Source organism: Microvirga sesbaniae, assembly GCF_025460805.1.
In the GTDB taxonomy this organism is placed as follows: domain Bacteria; phylum Pseudomonadota; class Alphaproteobacteria; order Rhizobiales; family Beijerinckiaceae; genus Microvirga; species Microvirga sesbaniae.
The window spans coordinates 309,472-327,744 of sequence record NZ_JAMXFJ010000002.1 but is presented as its reverse complement, the minus strand read 5'-3'; the positions used below and the strand labels follow the sequence as shown (position 1 = coordinate 327,744).

Here is an 18,273-nt window from a genome sequence, read left to right as displayed (position 1 = left end):
GTTTTAGGCCTCTCGCCGCAGATTTTCGCCGCAGCCGTTTCCGGTGGCGGTCCTGGAACTTTTCCGGTCGGTATCCCCGCGGGCGGAACGGTCAGGCTTTCCGAACATTGACATGGGTTGCAAGGATCGCCGGGCGTGAACGGCGGCCGGCGGGAGGCTGTCCCATGAACGATGAGCCGAAGATCCAACCTTACCCCGGGCCTGCAGGCGGGTGGGGGTCCCTCAAATCCGTCGAGACGATCCTGACCAGGGAAGGGCGGCTCCTCAGCGGTAATGCGATCCTGCTCAAGCAGAACAAGCCGGACGGCTATGCCTGCGTGAGCTGCGCCTGGGCCAAGCCCGCTGAACCCCGCACCTTCGAGTATTGCGAGAACGGCGCCAAGGCCACGGCCTGGGAACTGACCACCAAGCGGGTGACGCCCGAGTTCTTCGCCGAGCATACCCTCTCCGAACTGAGAACCTGGAGCGATCACGACCTCGAGGAGGCCGGACGTCTGACGCACCCCATGCGCTGGGATGCGGCGTCGGATACCTACAAGCCGGTGACCTGGGAGCATGCGTTCCGCGAGATCGGCCAGGAGCTGAAAGGCTTCGATCCGCGTCAGGTGGTGCTCTATGCCTCTGGCCGCGCCTCCCTCGAGACATCCTACATGTGGGCGCTGTTCGCGCGGCTTTACGGCACCAACAATCTGCCGGATTCCTCCAACATGTGCCATGAGAGCACCTCGGTCGCGTTGCCCGAGAGCATCGGGGTTTCGGTGGGAACCGTCATTCTCGACGATTTCGAGAAGACCGACTGCATCCTGTTCTTCGGCCAGAATGTCGGAACGAACAGTCCGCGCATGCTCCATCCGCTCCAGGAAGCCGCGAAGCGCGGGGTGCCGATCATCACGTTCAATCCCCTGAAGGAGCGCGGGCTCGAACGTTTCACCAATCCCCAGGCGCCGACGGAAATGCTGACGGGCTCGGAAACGCGGATCTCGTCGCAGTATCATCAGGTGAAGATCGGCGGGGACATCGCGGCCCTCATGGGCATGGCCAAGATCCTGATCGAAGCCGACGACCGCGCCCGGGAGGTCGGCGGCAGGCCCGTACTCGACCATGCCTTCATCGCCGAGCACACGCATGGGTTCGAGGCATTCGCTCGCGCTGCACGCGAGGCGTCCTGGCCTGAACTGGAGCGCCAGTCCGGCCTGCCTCAGGCGAACTTGGAGGCGGCCGCAACCGCGTACGCTCAGGCGAGCGCGGTGATCGGCATCTACGGCATGGGGCTGACCCAGCACAAGGCCGGGGTCGAGAATGTGCAGATGCTCGTCAATCTGCTGCTTCTGCGCGGCAACATCGGCAAGGCGGGGGCCGGGATCTGCCCGGTCCGCGGCCACTCCAACGTGCAAGGACAGCGTACGGTCGGCATTGCGGAAAAGCCCGAGCTGGTGCCCCTCGACAAGCTCAAGGAGCAATATGGGTTCGAGCCGCCGCGCTGGAAGGGAACGACGACGGTCGAGGCCTGCGAAGGCATTCTCAGAGGCGAGGTGAGGGCGTTCGTGGCGCTCGGAGGAAACTTCGTGCGGGCCGCACCGGAGACGGCGGCGCTGGAGGACGCTTGGACGCGCTTACGCCTGTCCGTGCAGATCTCGACGAAGCTCAATCGCAACCATCTCATCCCCGGTGAGATTTCCTACATTCTCCCATGTCTCGGGCGCATCGAGATCGACGAGCAGGAAACCGGGCTTCAAGCCGTTGCCGTCGAAGACTCGACAGCCTGCATCCATGGATCGAAGGGCGTGGCAAGACCCGCAAGCTCCGATCTCCTGTCGGAGCCGCGCATCGTCGCGGAGATTGCGAAGGCGACGCTTCCGCAGAACGACAAGGTGCCCTGGGATGAGTGGGTGGCCGATTATGCCCTCGTCCGCGACGCGATCGAGGAGACCTATCCCGAAGATTTTCGCGATTTCAACAAGCGCATGTGGCAGCCGGGCGGTTTCCACCGCCCCATCGCGGCGCGCGAGAGGCGCTGGAAGACGAAGACAGGCAAGGCCAACTTCATCGTGCCTCGGAGCCTGGAGGAGGATCTCGGGATCGCCGGGCAGGATCCCGACATCTTCAAGCTCATGACCGTACGCTCCAACGATCAGTTCAACACGACCGTCTACGGCTATTACGACAGGTTCAGGGGCGTCAGGGGCACCCGCATGGTGCTCTTCATGAATCGGAACGACGTCGCCAGGATGAACCTGAGAGAAGGCGATCTGGTCACGCTCACGACGGCCGTCGACGACGGCGTCGTGCGACAGGTGAGCGGATTGCGCGTGACCCCTTACGAGATCCCCGAAGGATGCTGTGCCGCGTACTACCCCGAGTGCAATCCGCTGATCCCGGTCTGGCATCACGCGGACCATAGCAAGGTGCCGGCGGCGAAATCGATTCCGATCCGCATCGCGCCGGTGCAGACGCGTCGGCCGGAGGCAGCCGAATGACCCTGCATGTGTCTCCCGTTATCCGCCTGCCACGCATGAGCGTGGCGCGGGATGCCTCCTTCCCGGGTGAACGCGTGGTGCCGGAGGAAACGCCGGTTGCCTTGACTTATAACGGTTCGACCCATGCCGTGATGATGGCGAGCCCGTCCGATCTGGAGGATTTCGCCATCGGCTTCAGCCTGTCGGAAGGGATCATTCACGAACCCGCCGATCTCCTGTCGATGGAAATCGTCGAGCACGATCTCGGATGCGAGATCAGGATGTGGCTGTCGGATCGAAGGGGCAGTTCCTACCAGATGCGCCGACGTGCCTTGGCCGGTCCCGTCGGGTGCGGATTGTGCGGCGTGGAATCCCTGGCCGAGGCCACGCGGCCGGTCAAGACGGTGACGGGTTCGCTTCGCCTGCCCCCCGGGGCTGTCAGCACCGCCATGTCCGACCTTTCCGACGCCCAGCGCCTGAACAGGGAGGCTCGCGCCATTCATGCCGCAGCCTATTGGCGTCCAGGCGAGGGCGTGATCGCCATTCGGGAGGACGTCGGACGCCACAACGCGCTCGACAAGCTCGCCGGGGCATTGGCCGGGTCATCCGAGCCTCGTTCTGACGGACTCGTGCTGCTGACCAGTCGCGTGTCCGTCGAAATGGTTCAGAAGACGGCCCGTATGGGCGCCGCGATCCTGGTCGCCGTCTCGGCGCCGACGGCCCTCGCCGTGCGGGTCGCGGACAGCTGCGGCATCACCCTGGTGGCGGTCGCAAGGGGGGATGCCTTCGAGGTGTTCACCCATCCTGAGCGCATCGACCTTCGGCTGGTCTAAGGGAACGAAGCTGCGCCGAACCGATTGTGTCGACAGCGAAGCTTCATTTCGGGCGCACGGCCTGATTCAGCAAAGGGTGCGCGGCACGGGCGATGGCGCAGCTCTTCACACCGGCGGCGACCACTCTGTTTCGGGTGGCGATCGTCCTCATGGGCCTGGGCGTCGTGGCCGCCGGGGCCATGGCCTATGTCTGGGCACGCTCCGGCAGCACCTGGAATGTCGGCAAGCCGGCGCCGCAGCCCGTGCCCTTTCGGCACGACCTCCACAGCGGATCGCTCGGCATCGACTGCCGATACTGCCACTCGACCGTGGAGCGCGTGGCGGACGCCGGCATGCCCTCGGCCCAGACCTGCATGTCGTGCCATTCTCAGGTGTGGGTGGGGGCAAGCGTCCTTGAACCCGTCCGATCGAGCTTCGACCTCGGTCAGCCGATCACGTGGGCGTCCGTTCATCGCCTGCCGGACTATGCCTATTTCCATCACGCCGCGCACGTGACCAAGGGCGTCGCCTGCGAGACCTGTCATGGGCGCGTCGACCAGATGACCAAGACGATCAAGACCCAGACCATGTCCATGGGATGGTGCCTTGATTGCCATCGCGATCCGGTGCCGCACCTGCGCCCGCGCGAGGCGGTGTTTGCGACCGGATATGAGCCGCATGGCCAGGGCCTGCCCGAGGATGTGCGCATGTTCTATCAGGAGGCCTCCCGGCGCCTCACCAGCTGCAACACCTGTCACCGGTAGACGCGATGCGTGAGAAACCACCACTCGACATCGACGCCGTGCCTGTCCCCATGACGACGGAGAAGGGGCCCACGCTCTGGCGCAGCCTGGAGGAGCTCGCCGACCGGCCGGAGGTTCGGCGCCAGATCGAGGCCGAGTTTCCCGACGTCGTCCAGGCCTCCTCCATCGACCGGCGGACTCTTCTTCGGCTGATGAGCGCCTCCTTCGCGTTGGGAGGCCTTGCCGCCTGCAACGGCAACGGATCCGACGGCAAGGCCCCGCTCCTGTCGCAGAGCCGGACCCTGCCGGGCTCCACGCCCGGCGTGCCGCTCACCGTGGCCACGTCCCTGGCCCTGAACGGCTTCGGCCGGGGCGTTCTCGTGAAGACCCAGGAGGGGCGGCCGGTCAAGATCGAGGGCAACCCGCTGCATCCGGCAAGCCTCGGGGCGACGGACGTCTTCGCCCAGGCGGAGATCCTGTCCCTGTACGATCCGGACCGGTCCGACACGCCGCTCCGGAGCGGCTCTCCGATGAGCTGGGAGGAGCTCACGAACTCCATCCGACCCGTGCGCAACGAACTGGTCGTGTCGGAGGGGCGGGGACTGCACGTCCTGATGCCCCCGACCTCGTCTCCGACCCTGCACCGGCTCATGGCACAGGCGCGGCAGCTCTTTCCATTTGCGACGTTTCATGTGTTCTCACCCGTCGACGACGGCAACCGGCGAGACGCCGCCTTGGCGTCCTTCGGCCGGGATCTCGACTTCGTCTACGATCCGACCCGGGCCGACGTCATCGTCACCCTCGGGGGCGATCTGTTCGCCGAGGAGCCGGGGCATCTGCGCTATGCGGCGGATTACCAGGCCCGGCGGCGGATGCGGGACCGCGCGATGCCACGCCTCTATGCCGTCGAGACGCGGATGAGCCTCGCCGGCGCCCGCGCGGACGAGCGGGTTCCTCTGCGGCCGAGAGATATGGAGGCTTTCGCTCAAGCCCTTGCGGTCGCCCTGGGAACAGGGGCGGCGCCGACCACCGAGGTGCATCCGTCCGTTCCGAAGCTGGCGGATGCGCTGCGCCGGGCGGGGTCGCGTGGTCTCGTCGTGCCCGGGCGCGAGCAGCCGGCCCGAATCCATGGCCTCGCGCATGCCGTCAATGCCGGTCTCGGCGCATTCGGCACCACGGTTCGGGCCATCGAACCGGTGCGTTCGGCCGATGACGGGACGGGGACGCTCGCGGACCTTGTCAGCGCCATCGAAGCCGGCGCAGTGTCCCGTCTCGTGATCCTCGGCGGAAACCCGGTCTATGCCGCTCCGGCGGACATCGACTTGGCGTCGCTGATCCGGCGCGTTCCATTGTCGCTCCATCTCGGCCAGCATCGCGACGAGACGGCGGAGGTCTGCCACTGGCATGTCCCCGAGGCGCATCCGCTCGAAAGCTGGGGCGACCTGCGCGCCTTCGACGGGACGGTCGGCCTGAGGCAGCCCGCAACGATGCCGCTCAAACCCGGATTGAGCGTGGAGGAGTTGCTCGGCCTCATGGCGGGGCAGAACCTGGACGGTCAGGCGCTGGTCCAGGCCACGTGGCGCCAGGCCTGGGGCGATGGCTTCGAGGAACGCTGGGCCGGCGCGCTCGAGGACGGCGTGATCGCGGGCTCGGCGTCCCCCACGGTGGCATTGACCGAACGATTCGATATGACGGCCGAAACTGCAGCTCCCTCCACATCCGGCGGCATCGACGTGGTGTTCGTTCCCGATCCCTCCGTCTGGGACGGCACCTACGCGAATAACGGCTGGCTGCAGGAGCTGCCGAAACCCCTGACGAAGCAGGTCTGGGGCAATGCGGCCCTCATCGCGCCCGAGATGGCGGCCGTCTTCGGCCTGTCTTCGGGTGATGCCGTCGACGTCACGGTGGAGGGGCGGGCGGTTCGCGCGCCCGTGTGGATCATGCCGGGCCACGCGCCCGGCGCGGTGACGCTGCCGCTCGGCTACGGGCGTCGGCGCGCCGGCAGGATCGGCGACGGCATCGGGTTCGATGCCTATGCGGTACGCCCCTCCGGCCGCCCCTGGATCGCCACTGGCGAGATCGGGAAGGCGGGCGAGCGCATCCCGGTCGTCTCGACGCAACGGCATCATTCCCTGCAGGGGCGCGACATCGTGCGGGTGGTCGCCCCCGATCAGGCGCCAGCGCCGGCGGCGGATCAGCCCTCGCTCTATCCGGAATGGCCCTATGAGGGCCACGCCTGGGGCATGGCGATCGACCTCGATGCCTGCATCGGCTGCAACGCCTGCGTCATCGCCTGCCAGGCCGAGAACAACATCGCGGTCGTCGGGCCGGACGAGGTGGCGAAGGGGCGGGAGATGCACTGGCTGCGGGTCGACCGGTACCATGCGGGGGATCCGGCCGATCCCGAAACCTATTTCCAGCCCGTGCCCTGCATGCATTGCGAGAAGGCGCCCTGCGAGGTGGTCTGCCCGGTCAACGCCACGGTGCACTCGTCGGAGGGGCTCAACGACATGGTCTATAACCGCTGCATCGGCACGCGGACCTGCTCGAACAATTGTCCCTACAAGGTGCGGCGCTTCAACTTCCTCGATTACCAGGGCACGGACTACGTGGCCTCCCCCGAGGCCATGAACCCGCAGGTGACCGTCCGCGACCGCGGCGTCATGGAGAAATGCACCTATTGCGTACACCGCATCGGAGCGGCCCGCGCCGATGCGCGGGTCGAGGACAGGCCCCTGCGCGACGGCGAGGTGGCGACGGCTTGCCAGCAGGCCTGTCCGACGACAGCAATCGTGTTCGGGGACGTGAACGATCCCGCGAGCGCCGTGAGCCGCCTCAAGCAAAGCCCGCGCCACTACGCCCTGCTCGGCGATCTCAACACCAAGCCGCGGACGACCTATCTCGCCCGCATCGCGCTCTCCAGCGAGAACGGATAGCCCGATGAGCAGCGAGGCCCAGGCGGTGACGAACACGGTCGCGGACGTCCCGCTGTCCAGGCGGTTCGGCTGGATCTGGTGGGTCGCGCTTCTCGCCTCGGGCGCGCTCGTGCTGCTGCTGGGCTACACGCTGATCTCGGTGGCGATCCTCGGCGTCGGCGTCTGGGGCGTGAACATTCCCTTCGTGTGGGGCTTCGACCTCATCAACTACGCCTGGTGGATCGGCATCGCCAACGGAGCGAGCCTGTTCGCCGCCATCCTGGTGCTGCGCCGCCACGACCTGCGCACCGCGGTCAACCGCTTCGCCGAGGGCGTGGCGTTCTTCGCCGTGATCTGCGCGGGCATCTTCCCGATCGTCCATCTCGGGCGTCCCTGGCTGTTCTACTGGGTCTTCCCCTATCCGGCGACCTTCCAGGTCTGGCCGCAGTTCCGCAGCACCCTGACCTGGGACTTCTGGGCCATCAGCACCCACGCGATCGTGACGAGCCTGCTCTGGTATGTGGGCCTCATCCCCGACCTCGCGACCCTGCGCGACCGCGCCCGGACCCGGGCGGGAAAGCGCCTCTACGGGGTCTTCGCCCTCGGCTGGCGCGGCTCGGTCCGCGACTGGGCCTATCACCAGCGCGCGTACCGCCTCGTGGCCATCCTGGTGCTGCCCCTGATCCTCATCATGCAGAGCACGGTGGCGTTCGAGTTCGCCGTGACCCTGGTGCCCGACTGGCACGAGACGCGCCAGCCGCTGCATTTCGTGGCCACCGGCCTGGCGCAGGGATTGTCCATCGTGCTGCTCGTGGCGGTCCTGCTGCGCTGGGGCCTGCGGCTGGGGCGCTATATCGACGATGAGGACGTCGATCTCCTGGGCCGGCTCGTCCTCGCGAGCGCCCTGGTGTCCGGCTATCTCTACCTCGACGAGATCGCGTCGGCACTTCTCGCCGAGCCCGTGCCGCAGGAGGCCACCTTCAACCGCATCACGGGCGATTACGCGGGCCTCTACTGGACGTCCATCGTCTACAGCATCCTGATCCCGCAGCTTCTCTGGTTGAAGGCCGCGCGCCGGAGCACCGTCGCGGGGATCTTCGTCGGAATTTCCATCGGGGTCGGCGTTTGGTTCGACCGCTTCTCGATCATCGTCGGCGGCCTCCAAACGGATTACCTGCCCTCCGTCTGGCGCACCTACGCGCCGACCCTTCCGGAAACCGGACTCTTCCTCGGGACCCTCGGGCTGTTCGCCGCGCTCCTGCTGCTGTTCGTGCGGTTCTTGCCGGTGGTCTCCATGTTCGAGACCCGCCACGACGAGCACGAGGAGGCCTCCTCATGACGCGGGCTCCCCACGGCGTCATGGCCGAATTCAAGACGCCCGACGCCCTTCTGGCGGCCGTGAGGGCGGCGAAGCGCGCCGGCTACACGCGGCTCGATGCCTACAGCCCGTTCCCCCTGCCGGATCTCGCCGGGGAGCTCGGCGTCCGCACCACCGTCGTTCCCTGGATCGCCTTCGTGGCGGGCCTGATCGGCGCCGGTCTCCAATACACCGCCCAGTACTGGATGAACGCCGTCGATTATCCCCTGAACGTGGGCGGCCGTCCCCTCGACAGCTGGCCGGCCTTCATCCCGGCGACCCTGATCGTCGCGATCCTCTGGGCGGGGGCCGCGACCCTGATCGGGTTGCTTCTGATCCTGCGGCTGCCGCGGCTCCATCATCCCGTCTTCGCCGTGCACGGTTTCGAGCGGGCGTCGAACGACCGCTTCTTCCTCTGCATCCTGGGCGACGATCCGCTGTTCGAGGACGGCGAGACCCGAGGATTCCTGGAAGCCCAGTCACCGATGATGGTGCGCGAGGTCCCCGCATGCGGCTAGCGATCGGCCTCGTCGGCCTAGGGCTCCTGGCAGCCTGCGATACCGGCACCGAGGAGCGGAATGCCGTCGCGTCCACGCGGACCGTTCAGAGACCCTATCAGGCGCTCCCGCCGGGCACCATCGCCCGGGGAGCGGCCGCCCGGCAGGCGGCCCTCGAACCGCCCGGGCCCGAACCGACGCCGCAACTCCTGGCACGGGGCGAGGAGCGGTTCCGGGTGTTCTGCTCGCCCTGCCACGGGATCGGCGGGCGCGGCGACGGAACGGTCGTCTCGCGCGGCTTCGCGCCGCCGCCATCCTATCGCGAGGAGCGCCTGCGCGGCCTGTCGCCGGAGCAGATCGTGCAGGTGATCACTCACGGCAAGGGCCGGATGTTTCCCTACGCGGACCGCGTGCTGCCCGAGGAGCGCTGGGCGATCGCCCACCACGTGAAGCGATTGCAGGGTCTGGAGGAAAACCCATGAGCCCGACCGATGCCGTCTATGTCGCGTTCATCGGCCTGTCGGGGCTCGCCATGGGGAGCCTCGCGGTGCTGATGATCGGCCACGTGATGAGCGAGCATTGGCTGGCCCCTGTGCGAGCCGAGGTGGAGGCCGCCGCCCTCACGATGCCGCTGCTGCTCCTGCTTGGTCTTCCGCTGGCTTTCGGCCTCGGCGAGATCTTCCCCTGGGTCGGCGGTCGGGCGGGCCTGCCGCCCCTGCGCGCCTCTTTCCTGAGCCCTGGCTTCTTCCTGCTGAGGAGCGCCGTCTATCTGTCGGTCTGCGCCGCCCTGGCTGTCTGGCTGATCCGGACGCCGTACGTACGCCGGGCGAGCGCCGTCGGGCTCGCCCTCCTGACGCCCATGATGAGCTTTGCGGCCTATGACTGGGTTCTCTCCCGGGAGCCGCATTGGTGGTCGAGCCTGTTCGGCTTCGCCTTCGGACTGAGCCAGGCTCTGGCCGCCCTCGCGCTCGCCATCCTGGTCACGCTGCTCAGGCCGGAGCCTGCCTCGCCGGCGCGCATGAGGAGCCTGGAGCGGGCGTTGCTCACGATGGCGCTCCTGACCCTGTGGACATGGTTCGCGCAGTTCATCATCGTCTGGCTGGCCAATCTGCCGGATGGCGCCGCGTGGTACATGAGGCGAGCGGATGCCGGGAGCCTCGCTCTCCTCAAGGGAGCCTGTCTGCTGATGCTGGCCGCCGTCCTGGTGCTGGTGCCGTCGGGGGTCAGCAGGGCCGGCATGATCGCCGGAAGCGCGCTGGCGCTCCTGTACCACGGCACGCACACGCTCTGGATCCTCCAGCCCGAGAAGGATCCGTCATGGGCCGATCTGGCCATCATCCTCGGCGCGGCGGCCGTTTGGTTCGCCGTCTTCTGGGGCGTGATGCGCCTTCGCCCCACTTATGCCGAGGAAGCCGCCGCGGATCCTTAGAACTGCGTCCGCTCACGGGGGCTCATCTCTCTTCTTGGCCTCAAGCATCGGACGTGTCATCGAACTCACGCCCTCCTGACGCCCTCCCACGTCATGGCCGGCCGGTCATCGCCGGCCTCTTGCTGGCCATCCTGATGCGGTGAAACGCGGCGCTCTTCGTTATCGGGATCACCGGGACAAGCCCGGTGATGACACCCTCCCCACGTCATGGCCGGCCTTGTGCCGGCCATCTCGATCCGGTGAGGTGCGGCGTTCCACACCATGGGGATCACCGGCACAAGGCCGGTGATGACATGGTGTGTGTGTGTGACCCGGTGCGAACACCCTCCGGCGTCATGGCACCCTCCGCCCTTCCCGCCACCCTCCCCACGTCATGGCCGGCCTTGTGCCGGCCATCCCGATCGGAAAGGCGCGGCGCCTCTCAGAAGCGGGATCACCGGGACAAGCCCGGTGATGACGTGGGAGGGTGGTGTGAGCGGGTGGTGATAGCCTCCCCACGTCACGGCCGGCCGGTCATCATCCGCCTCTTGCCGGCCATCCCGATGAAGACAAGCGCCGAGCCTCACCGTATCGGGATCACCGGGACGAGCCCGGTGATGACGTCGCGGGGAGCGACGGCTCTCCCGATTGTCCGATGCGCTCGCCGCATTGTTTGCCGGTGAACCGGATCCGGTTCACCGAAAAATGATCTAGGTCTTGGCGTCGGGGCCGATGGGTCGGTTCGGCACGAGCCGGCGCGTGCGGGGCTGCGTCTCGGCCGGATCGGCGGCCGGCCGCGGGAGATCGATCGCCGTGTTCCCTTGCCCACCGAGCGGGAGCGGGGGATCGGGCGGATAGACCGGCGCCCCGCCGTCGCCGAGGCTGTAAAGATAGCTCGCGATGTGGCGCGCCTCCGTCTCCGTCAACCCTTGAGCCGGCATGCCGGTGCGGGGCTTCAGGGCGACGGGGTCGACCAGCCAGGCGATCAGGTTCGGCGGGGTGTTCGGCAGGAAGCCGGCGAGAAGGTGCTGTCGGGCATAATCCTTCAGCGCCGGTCCCACTCGGCCTCGTGCGCCCCTGACGCCGTCGATCGCGTGGCACGTGCCGCAGCCATAGGCCTGGATCAGAGCGCGTCCCCGCTCGGGCTCGCCGCCTGCGATCGTCATGACGGCCCCGCTCTGCGGCTCGCCGCAGGCGGCGATTCCGGCCAGGATCGGGAGGAGCGAAAGAGCGGTCAGGGCGCGCCGGGTCATGGGCTCTGCTTGAGAAGATTCGACGGGGCAACCGGCGGGCGCGGTCTCCGTTCCCGGCCGGGCGCCGTCACGAGCCGGAGGGCCATGACCAGGCCGGCCATGAGATAGATGCCGCACATGGGAAGGGACATGATCGCGCCGGCGAGCTGCTGGTCCTCCAGGGCGCTCAGGCCCCAGGCGGCGGTGTCCGGCGCGTGATAGAGCGCTTCGCGGGCGAAGCTGAGGAGGGCGCTCAGGAGGCCGCTCTGCAGCAGCGTGACGAAACACGCGATCAGGGCGGCCGCCGCCCCCTGGCGTCCCGACCGGGCCTTGATGATTCCACGCCAGAACAGGAGCGCGGTGACGAAGAAGAGAAGGTGCTCGAGCCAATGCAGCCGGTCCGACGCGACGGCGGCGTCGAAGAGCGCCGGGCTGTGCCAGATCCACAGGGTCGCCATGTGGATCGTCGCGGCCGGGATCGGACGTGCGCAGGGCGCGAGCACGGAGAGCACCGATCTCATGGGCCCGCTGCGCGCCAGCCCGCGCCGCCACGGCACGGGCAGGGCCCAGAGCCACGGCACTTCCGGCTTGCCGAGCACCAGCAGAGGCGGCGCCACGGCGATCAGGAGGATGTGCTGCACCATGTGGGCCGACAGGAGCGGCTTGGACAACCCTTCCAGCGGAGAGAGGAGCGCGACCGCCAGCACGAAAATGCCCGCGGCGAAGCAGAGGATCTGGGCCGAGCCGAATCCCGGCAGGAACCGGCCGAACCGGCAGCGCAGGCGCCGTGCGCCGAGGACGAACACCAGGCTCGAAGCGGCAAGGGGGATCGTGACGAGAGGGTCGGCCGACCAGGAATGCCAGAGATCGCCCGGGCCGTGAGGCGCCGTGCCATGGGCGAGGGCGGGGCCGCCGGGCAGGAGCGCGGCCGCAGCGGGAAGGAGGCTCGAGGCCGTGTTCGGCCATTTCCGGCAGGACGTTTCGCGGGAACCAAGTCTCACGGCCAAGCTTATCCGTTCAGGGCATGCAGCACCCATGTAGGGCGGATGGATCTCGAAGCGACACGGCAGGGCCCTGCGGGGCGGCTGCGCACCGCGACGGCGCGTGCGGCTCTCGGCGCGAGCGCGCTCGCCCTCATGGGCTGCGACGGGATCCAGTCGGCGCTCGATCCGGCCGGCGGCGATGCGCTCCGGATCTACCGGCTTGCCCTCGTCATGACGGCGGGCGGCTGCCTGATCTTTCTTCTCGTCACCGGGCTCCTGCTCTATGCGATCTTCGCCGCCCCCGAGCGGCGGGCCTGGCTCGGAAGCCGCAGGACCGTGGTCATCGGCGGGCTCGCCTTTCCCATCGTGGTTCTGTCCGGCCTTCTGCCCTATGGGCTGATCGTCATGCGCGACACGGACATGCCGAGGCCGGGCGCGCTCCCCGTCGAGGTGATCGGCGAGCAATACTGGTGGCGGGTGACATATCCCGCCGATCAGGAGAGGGCCGCGTTCGCCACGGCGAACGAGCTCGTCGTTCCCGTCGGCCGCCCGGTGACGGTGTCGGTCACCGCCGCCGACGTGATCCACAGCTTCTGGATCCCGAATTTCGGCGGCAAGATCGACATGATTCCGGGGCGCGTCAACCGCCTCACTTTCACGGCCGAGCGGCCGGGAATCTATCGCGGCGTCTGCGCCGAGTTCTGCGGCGACCAGCATGCCCGCATGGCCTTCGACGTGGTGGCGCTGGAGCCCGACGCCTTCGCGGACTGGCGCGACGGACAGGCGAAGCCCGCCCGGGAACCGGACCTGCCGGACCTGGCGCGGGGCCGGGCGCTGTTCCGCGCCGGTGGATGCGGCTCCTGCCATGAGGTGCGCGGGACGGAGGCCGACGGGGCGTTCGGGCCCGACCTGACCCATGTGGGCAGCCGCCGCACCATCGGGGCGGGCCAGTTCCCGAACAATGTCGGGACCCTCGCCGGCTGGATCGCCAACACGCAGCACATCAAGCCGGGCGTCAGGATGCCGTCCTATGGGTCGTTCACGGGCGAGGACCTCAGGGCGCTGGCCGGGTATCTGGAGAGCCTGAAATGAACCTGCCCGAGCGCCCCGGCGCCTTCTCCCCGCAGGAGCCCGATCGTCCCAATCCGCTGCCGCGCCCGGACGGTGAGTTCGAGGCGCTGGAGAAGGCCTGGAAGGCTCCCCGCGGCCTCAGCTTCATCACGGCGGTCAACAACACCTATGTGGGCCTGTGGTATGTCGCGACGGCGTTCCTGTTCTTTATCCTGGCCGGCATCCTCGCTCTGATCATGCGGGCGCAGCTCGCGGCTCCGGAAAGCGATCTTGTCGGGCACGATCTCTACAACCAGCTCTTCACCATGCACGGCACGGTGATGATGTTCCTCTTCGCGGTGCCGGCCGTGGAGGCCGCGAGCGTCTATCTTCTGCCCAACATGCAGGCGGCCCGCGACCTGCCGTTCCCGCGCCTGTCGGCCTATGCCTTCTGGGCCTATTTCGTCGGCGGCCTCGTGTTCTTCGGCACGATCTTCTTCGGGTTGTCGCCCGATGGCGGCTGGTTCATGTATCCGCCGCTCACCGGCAGCAAGTACTCGCCCGCCGAGAACGCCGACTGGTGGCTTCTGGGCATCGGCTTCATCGAGATCTCGGCCATCGCGGGCGCCATCGAGATCATCGTGGGCGTGATGAAGACCCGGGCGGTCGGCATGAGCCTCGACAAGCTGCCGGTCTATTCCTGGGCCATGCTCGTCTTCGCCGTGATGATCGTCATCGGCTTTCCGGCGATCATCCTGGGCACGCTGCTGCTCGAGATGGAGCGCGCCTTCGACTGGCCGTTCTTCATCGCCGAGCGGGGCGGGGATCCGCTGTTGTGGCAGCACCTGTTCTGGTTCTTCGGCCACCCGGAGGTCTACATCATCTTCCTGCCGGCGACCGGCATGGTGTCGATGATCGTGCCCGCCATGGCGCAGACGCCCCTCGTCGGCTACCGGCTGGTCGTGCTGGCGCTCATCGCCACGGGCTTCCTCTCCTTCGGCCTGTGGGTGCACCACATGTTCGCCACCGGCCTGCCGAAGATGTCCTTGAGCTTCTTCTCGGCGGCCAGCACGGCCGTGGCGGTGCCGAGCGGCATCCAGGTCTTCGCCTGGATCGCCACCATCGCGTCCGGGCGCATGAAGCTCACCACGCCGTCGCTTTTCGTCATCGGGTTCCTGTTCATCTTCACGCTTGGCGGTCTCACGGGCGTGATGGTCGCCATGGCGCCGTTCGACTGGCAAGCCCACGACAGCTATTTCGTCGTGGCGCATCTGCACTACGTGCTCATCGGCGGCATGGTGTTCCCGCTCTTCGCCGCCTTCTATTACTGGGTGCCGGTGGCGAGCAAACGCGCCTTGTCCGAACGGCTCGGGCGCTGGGTGTTCGGCCTCATGTTCCTCGGCGTGAACGTGACGTTCCTGCCGATGCACGTCACCGGCCTCATCGGCATGCCCCGGCGCGTCTATACCTATCCGGTCGGCATGGGATGGGACGCGCTCAACCTGGTCTCCACCGTCGGGGCGTTCATGATCGCCGCGGGCGTCGCGGTCTTCCTCGTCGATCTGGCGCGCAACTTCCGCTTCGCCGGCGAGGACAATGCGGGCAATGTCTGGAACGCCGGGACGCTCGAGTGGCTTCCGAACGGCAATTACGCGACGCGCAGCATCCCGGCGGTCGTCAGCCGCGATCCGCTGTGGGATCAGCCGAACCTGCCGAAGGACGTGGAAGACGGACGCTACTACCTGCCGGGCACCGCGACCGGCGGGCGCGAGGCGCTGGTCACGAGCCCGTTCGATGCGACGCCGCAATACATCCTGCAGATCCCGGGCCCCGGCTGGCAGCCGGTCCTCGCCGCATTGTTCACGGCGGCTTTCTTCCTGCTGCTGACCGTGAAGTTGGTCATGCTGTCCGTGGTCTGCGGCGTGCTCGCGGTCGGTTGCGTGATCTGGTGGCTGTGGGAGACCGACCCCGGCCCCGTCCGCCCGCCCGCCCACATCGGCGGCGGCATCGTGGTGCCGGTCTATGTCACCGGCCCGATGAACCATTCCTGGTGGGCGATGATCGTCCTCATGGTGGTGTACGGCATGGTGTTCACCTGCCTTATCTTCTCCTACCTGTTCCTGTGGCTCGTGAATCCCGGCGCGTGGCCGCCGCGCGGCGTCGACCTGCCGGAACGGCTCTGGCCCGTCGCCTCGGCCATGCTCTATCTCGCCAGCGCCGCGCTGATCGCCATGGCCAGCCGCATCCTGAGGGGCGACGACCGCCGCAGCCCGCGATCCGTGCCGATCCTGATCGCGGCGGCGCTCCTGCTCGTGTCCGGCGCGTCCGCGACGGACCTGTGGGCGCAATGGCGGACGGGCCTGAGCCCCTCGACCCATGCCTACGGGGCGGCGGTCTACGCCATCGTGTCCCTGCAGATCTTCTTCGTCCTGACGACGCTCGTCATGGGGCTCTACACCATTGCCCGCTGGCTCGCCGGCCGGCTCGACAGCATCCGCCGCACCACCTTCGACAACACGATGCTGTTCTGGTCCTACACGGTCGGCCAGGGCTTGGTCGGCCTGGCAGTCGTCCACGGCTTCCCGCGCCTGATCGGAGGGCTGTAGCATGACCCGGCGGCGGACGGGACAGGTTGCGCTGATGCTGGCCGGGCTCCTCGCATGGGCGGTCCAGTTCACCGTCATCTACGGGGCGACGTCGACCCTCTGCGGCCTCGACCGGGCCGACGCGACGCTCCTCGGGACCGGAGCCGTGCAGGCCGTCATCCTTATCACGACATTCGCGGCCTTCCTGGCCGCCGCCGCCGCGCTCTCCTGGTCACTGCGGACTCAGAGGCGAATGAGCGGGCAGGCGGCTCCGGCGGACCGGTTCATGACCCAGGCGGGAGCGCTGATCGGCGGGCTCTCGCTGATCGCCATCCTGTGGCAGGGGCTTCCCGCCCTCATCCTTCCGGCCTGCGCCTGAGGCGCCCGACACGCGAGGTCCGACCATGATCAACTGGCAGGAGATGTTCATCCCGGTTCACTCGATCCCCGAGATCATCCTGCGCGGGACGATGACCTACATCATGCTGTTCCTGATCCTGCGCTTCCTGCTCAAGCGGCAGACCGGCGTGATCGGGGTCGCGGATCTTCTCGTGATCGTCCTCATCGCCGATGCGGCCCAGAACGCGATGGCGAACGAGTACAAGTCGATTACCGAGGGCGGTCTTCTCGTCCTCACCATCGTGTTCTGGAACTACGCCATCGATTGGCTCGGCTTCCACTTCCCGGCCTTCCAGCGTTTCGTGCGGCCGTCGCCGCTGCTGCTGATCGAGAACGGCAAGATGCTGCCGAAGAACATGCGGCAGGAGATGATCACCACGGAGGAGCTCACCAGCCAGTTGCGGGAGCAGGGCATCGAGCACTGCTCCGAGGTGAAGAAGGCCTATATCGAGGGCGACGGGACGATCAGCGTCATCCGGAAGGACAAGGGTGAGACCGGCCGCAACGACGAGTCCCTGAAGGGCATTGTCTAGTTCCCTTAGACGATGCCGCCGCTGCCGCCTGCGACGGCCGGGCGTTCCCTGGCGACATTCTGGCGATAGCCGCTCGCCCGGTAGGCGGCGATCGGGTCGATGGCGCCGCCGGCCTGCAGGCGCGCCATGGCGAGGATCGGGTCCACGTCGGTCCGGTAGGCCGCCTTCAGGGTCTCGGACGCCATGAGGGCGTCGTTGTCCTCCTGATAGCCCTCGAGGGCCTTGTGGTTCACGAGAAGCGCCTGGGCATAGGCGCGGCGGATCTCGTTGGCGCTGCGGATCAGGCTCTCGATCGGATCGGTCACGTTGTGCGACTGGTCGATCATGTGGGCCGGGTGGAAGTTCTCGGCCCCCCGGTGCTCGGCATCGACCAGCTCGTTGAAGACCAGGAACAGGCGGTGGGGGTCGATGGCGCCCGCATCGAGGTCGTCATCGCCGTATTTCGAGTCGTTGAAGTGGAAGCCGCCGAGCTTCCTGAACTGAATCAGGCGCGCCACGATCATCTCGATGTTGACGTTCGGCGCATGATGGCCGAGATCGACGAGGCAGAAGGCCTTCTCGCCGAGCTCCGTCGCGATCAGGTAGTTGGTGCCCCAATCCTGCACGACGGTGGAATAGAAGGCCGGCTCGTACATCTTGTGCTCGGAGAAGATGCGCCAGTCCTCCGGCAGTTGCTGATAGATCGTCTTCATCGAGTCGAGATAGCGCTCGAAGCTCCGGGTGAAGCTCGTCTGTCCCGGAAAGTTCGAGCCGTCGCCGATCCAGACGGTCAGCGCCTTGGAGCCGATCGCCCGGCCGATCTCGATGCACTCGATGTTGTGCTCGATGGCCTGCCGGCGCGTCGCGGCATCCGTGTGGCTTAAGGACCCGAACTTGTAGCTCTTCTCCTGGCCGGGAGCATCGGAGAAGGTGTTGGAGTTCATGGCGTCGAAGCCGAGCCCCAGGGCGTCGCCATGAGCCTTGAGCCGCCGCGGATCGTCGACCTTGTCCCAGGGGATGTGGAGCGACACGGTGGGCGTCGCGCGGGTGAGCTGCTGGATCACCGCGCAATCATCGAGCTTGTCGAAGATGTTGCGCGGCTCGCCGCTGCCGGGAAAGCGCGCGAACCGCGTGCCGCCGGTGCCGACGCCCCAGGAGGGAACCGCCACGAAGAACTGCGCGACCTTGCCGGTGACGGAATCGATGTCGAGGCCGTCGCGGGCGAGCCTTACGCCCAGCGCCTCGTAATCCGCCTTCAGGGCGCTCGCGCGCTTGTCGTTGTCGGCGGCGACTATCTCGCCGGCGATCCTGTATTCGGTCATGG

General features: G+C 67.5%; 15 protein-coding genes. 12 read left to right on the top strand and 3 right to left on the bottom strand.

Annotation, left to right across the window (positions count from 1 at the left end; all coding sequences use genetic code 11):
• The first annotated feature begins 164 nt into the window (after positions 1 to 164).
• From OCW50_RS04140 to OCW50_RS04105, 8 genes are all read left to right on the top strand, one after another.
• The gene (locus OCW50_RS04140; protein ID WP_262296542.1) at positions 165 to 2,477 is read left to right on the top strand and encodes an FdhF/YdeP family oxidoreductase; all 2,313 of its coding nucleotides are present in this window, start codon (positions 165 to 167) and stop codon (positions 2,475 to 2,477) included.
• Positions 2,474 to 3,289: a formate dehydrogenase accessory sulfurtransferase FdhD gene (gene fdhD / locus OCW50_RS04135; protein ID WP_373371301.1), complete on the top strand. Its 816-nt coding sequence runs from the start codon at positions 2,474 to 2,476 to the stop codon at positions 3,287 to 3,289. Before OCW50_RS04140 ends, fdhD begins: the two co-directional genes overlap by 4 nt.
• 92 nt (positions 3,290 to 3,381) lie before the next feature.
• Positions 3,382 to 4,032: a cytochrome c3 family protein gene (locus tag OCW50_RS04130; RefSeq protein ID WP_262296541.1), complete on the top strand. Its 651-nt coding sequence runs from the start codon at positions 3,382 to 3,384 to the stop codon at positions 4,030 to 4,032.
• A 5-nt stretch (positions 4,033 to 4,037) separates the two neighbouring features.
• Positions 4,038 to 6,947 carry a TAT-variant-translocated molybdopterin oxidoreductase gene (locus OCW50_RS04125; RefSeq protein ID WP_262296540.1) on the top strand — a complete coding sequence of 970 codons (2,910 nt, stop codon included), beginning with the start codon at positions 4,038 to 4,040 and terminating at the stop codon, positions 6,945 to 6,947.
• 4 nt (positions 6,948 to 6,951) lie between these two features.
• The gene (nrfD, locus tag OCW50_RS04120; RefSeq protein WP_262270186.1) at positions 6,952 to 8,265 is read left to right on the top strand and encodes an NrfD/PsrC family molybdoenzyme membrane anchor subunit; all 1,314 of its coding nucleotides are present in this window, start codon (positions 6,952 to 6,954) and stop codon (positions 8,263 to 8,265) included.
• On the top strand, positions 8,262 to 8,801 hold the full coding sequence (locus OCW50_RS04115) for a DUF3341 domain-containing protein (RefSeq protein ID WP_262296539.1): 540 nt from the start codon (positions 8,262 to 8,264) through the stop codon (positions 8,799 to 8,801). Before nrfD ends, OCW50_RS04115 begins: the two co-directional genes overlap by 4 nt.
• Positions 8,792 to 9,262, top strand: coding sequence for a c-type cytochrome (locus OCW50_RS04110; RefSeq protein ID WP_262296538.1), 471 nt, complete (start codon positions 8,792 to 8,794; stop codon positions 9,260 to 9,262). Before OCW50_RS04115 ends, OCW50_RS04110 begins: the two co-directional genes overlap by 10 nt.
• Positions 9,259 to 10,209 (top strand): hypothetical protein, encoded by a 951-nt coding sequence (locus OCW50_RS04105; protein ID WP_262296537.1) that lies wholly within the window; start codon positions 9,259 to 9,261, stop codon positions 10,207 to 10,209. Before OCW50_RS04110 ends, OCW50_RS04105 begins: the two co-directional genes overlap by 4 nt.
• A 689-nt stretch (positions 10,210 to 10,898) precedes the next feature.
• Here OCW50_RS04105 and OCW50_RS04100 read toward each other — a convergent pair.
• Both OCW50_RS04100 and OCW50_RS04095 read right to left on the bottom strand, forming a co-directional pair.
• A complete protein-coding gene (locus OCW50_RS04100; RefSeq protein ID WP_262296536.1) occupies positions 10,899 to 11,441 on the bottom strand; it encodes a c-type cytochrome in 543 nt (180 codons plus the stop codon).
• Positions 11,438 to 12,421: a cytochrome c oxidase assembly protein gene (locus OCW50_RS04095; protein WP_262296535.1), complete on the bottom strand. Its 984-nt coding sequence runs from the start codon at positions 12,419 to 12,421 to the stop codon at positions 11,438 to 11,440. Before OCW50_RS04095 ends, OCW50_RS04100 begins: the two co-directional genes overlap by 4 nt.
• 45 nt (positions 12,422 to 12,466) lie before the next feature.
• Between OCW50_RS04095 and coxB the strand changes: the two genes are divergently transcribed.
• From coxB to OCW50_RS04075, 4 genes are read left to right on the top strand one after another with little or no spacing between them, the layout of a single operon-like run.
• Positions 12,467 to 13,495, top strand: coding sequence for a cytochrome c oxidase subunit II (coxB, locus tag OCW50_RS04090; RefSeq protein WP_262296534.1), 1,029 nt, complete (start codon positions 12,467 to 12,469; stop codon positions 13,493 to 13,495).
• The gene (locus OCW50_RS04085; RefSeq protein WP_262296533.1) at positions 13,492 to 16,059 is read left to right on the top strand and encodes a cbb3-type cytochrome c oxidase subunit I; all 2,568 of its coding nucleotides are present in this window, start codon (positions 13,492 to 13,494) and stop codon (positions 16,057 to 16,059) included. The genes coxB and OCW50_RS04085 overlap by 4 nt, the downstream gene beginning before the upstream one ends.
• A 1-nt stretch (position 16,060) precedes the next feature.
• Positions 16,061 to 16,417: a hypothetical protein gene (locus OCW50_RS04080; RefSeq protein WP_262270178.1), complete on the top strand. Its 357-nt coding sequence runs from the start codon at positions 16,061 to 16,063 to the stop codon at positions 16,415 to 16,417.
• A gap of 25 nt (positions 16,418 to 16,442) precedes the next feature.
• Entirely contained in the window at positions 16,443 to 16,970 is a 528-nt protein-coding gene (locus OCW50_RS04075) for a DUF421 domain-containing protein (protein WP_262270177.1), read from the top strand.
• Positions 16,971 to 16,975: 5 nt separating this feature from the next.
• On the opposite strand, the gene rhaI is transcribed toward OCW50_RS04075, so the two are convergent.
• Positions 16,976 to 18,271 (bottom strand): L-rhamnose catabolism isomerase, encoded by a 1,296-nt coding sequence (gene rhaI / locus OCW50_RS04070; RefSeq protein ID WP_262296532.1) that lies wholly within the window; start codon positions 18,269 to 18,271, stop codon positions 16,976 to 16,978.
• Between the last annotated feature and the right edge of the window lie 2 nt (positions 18,272 to 18,273).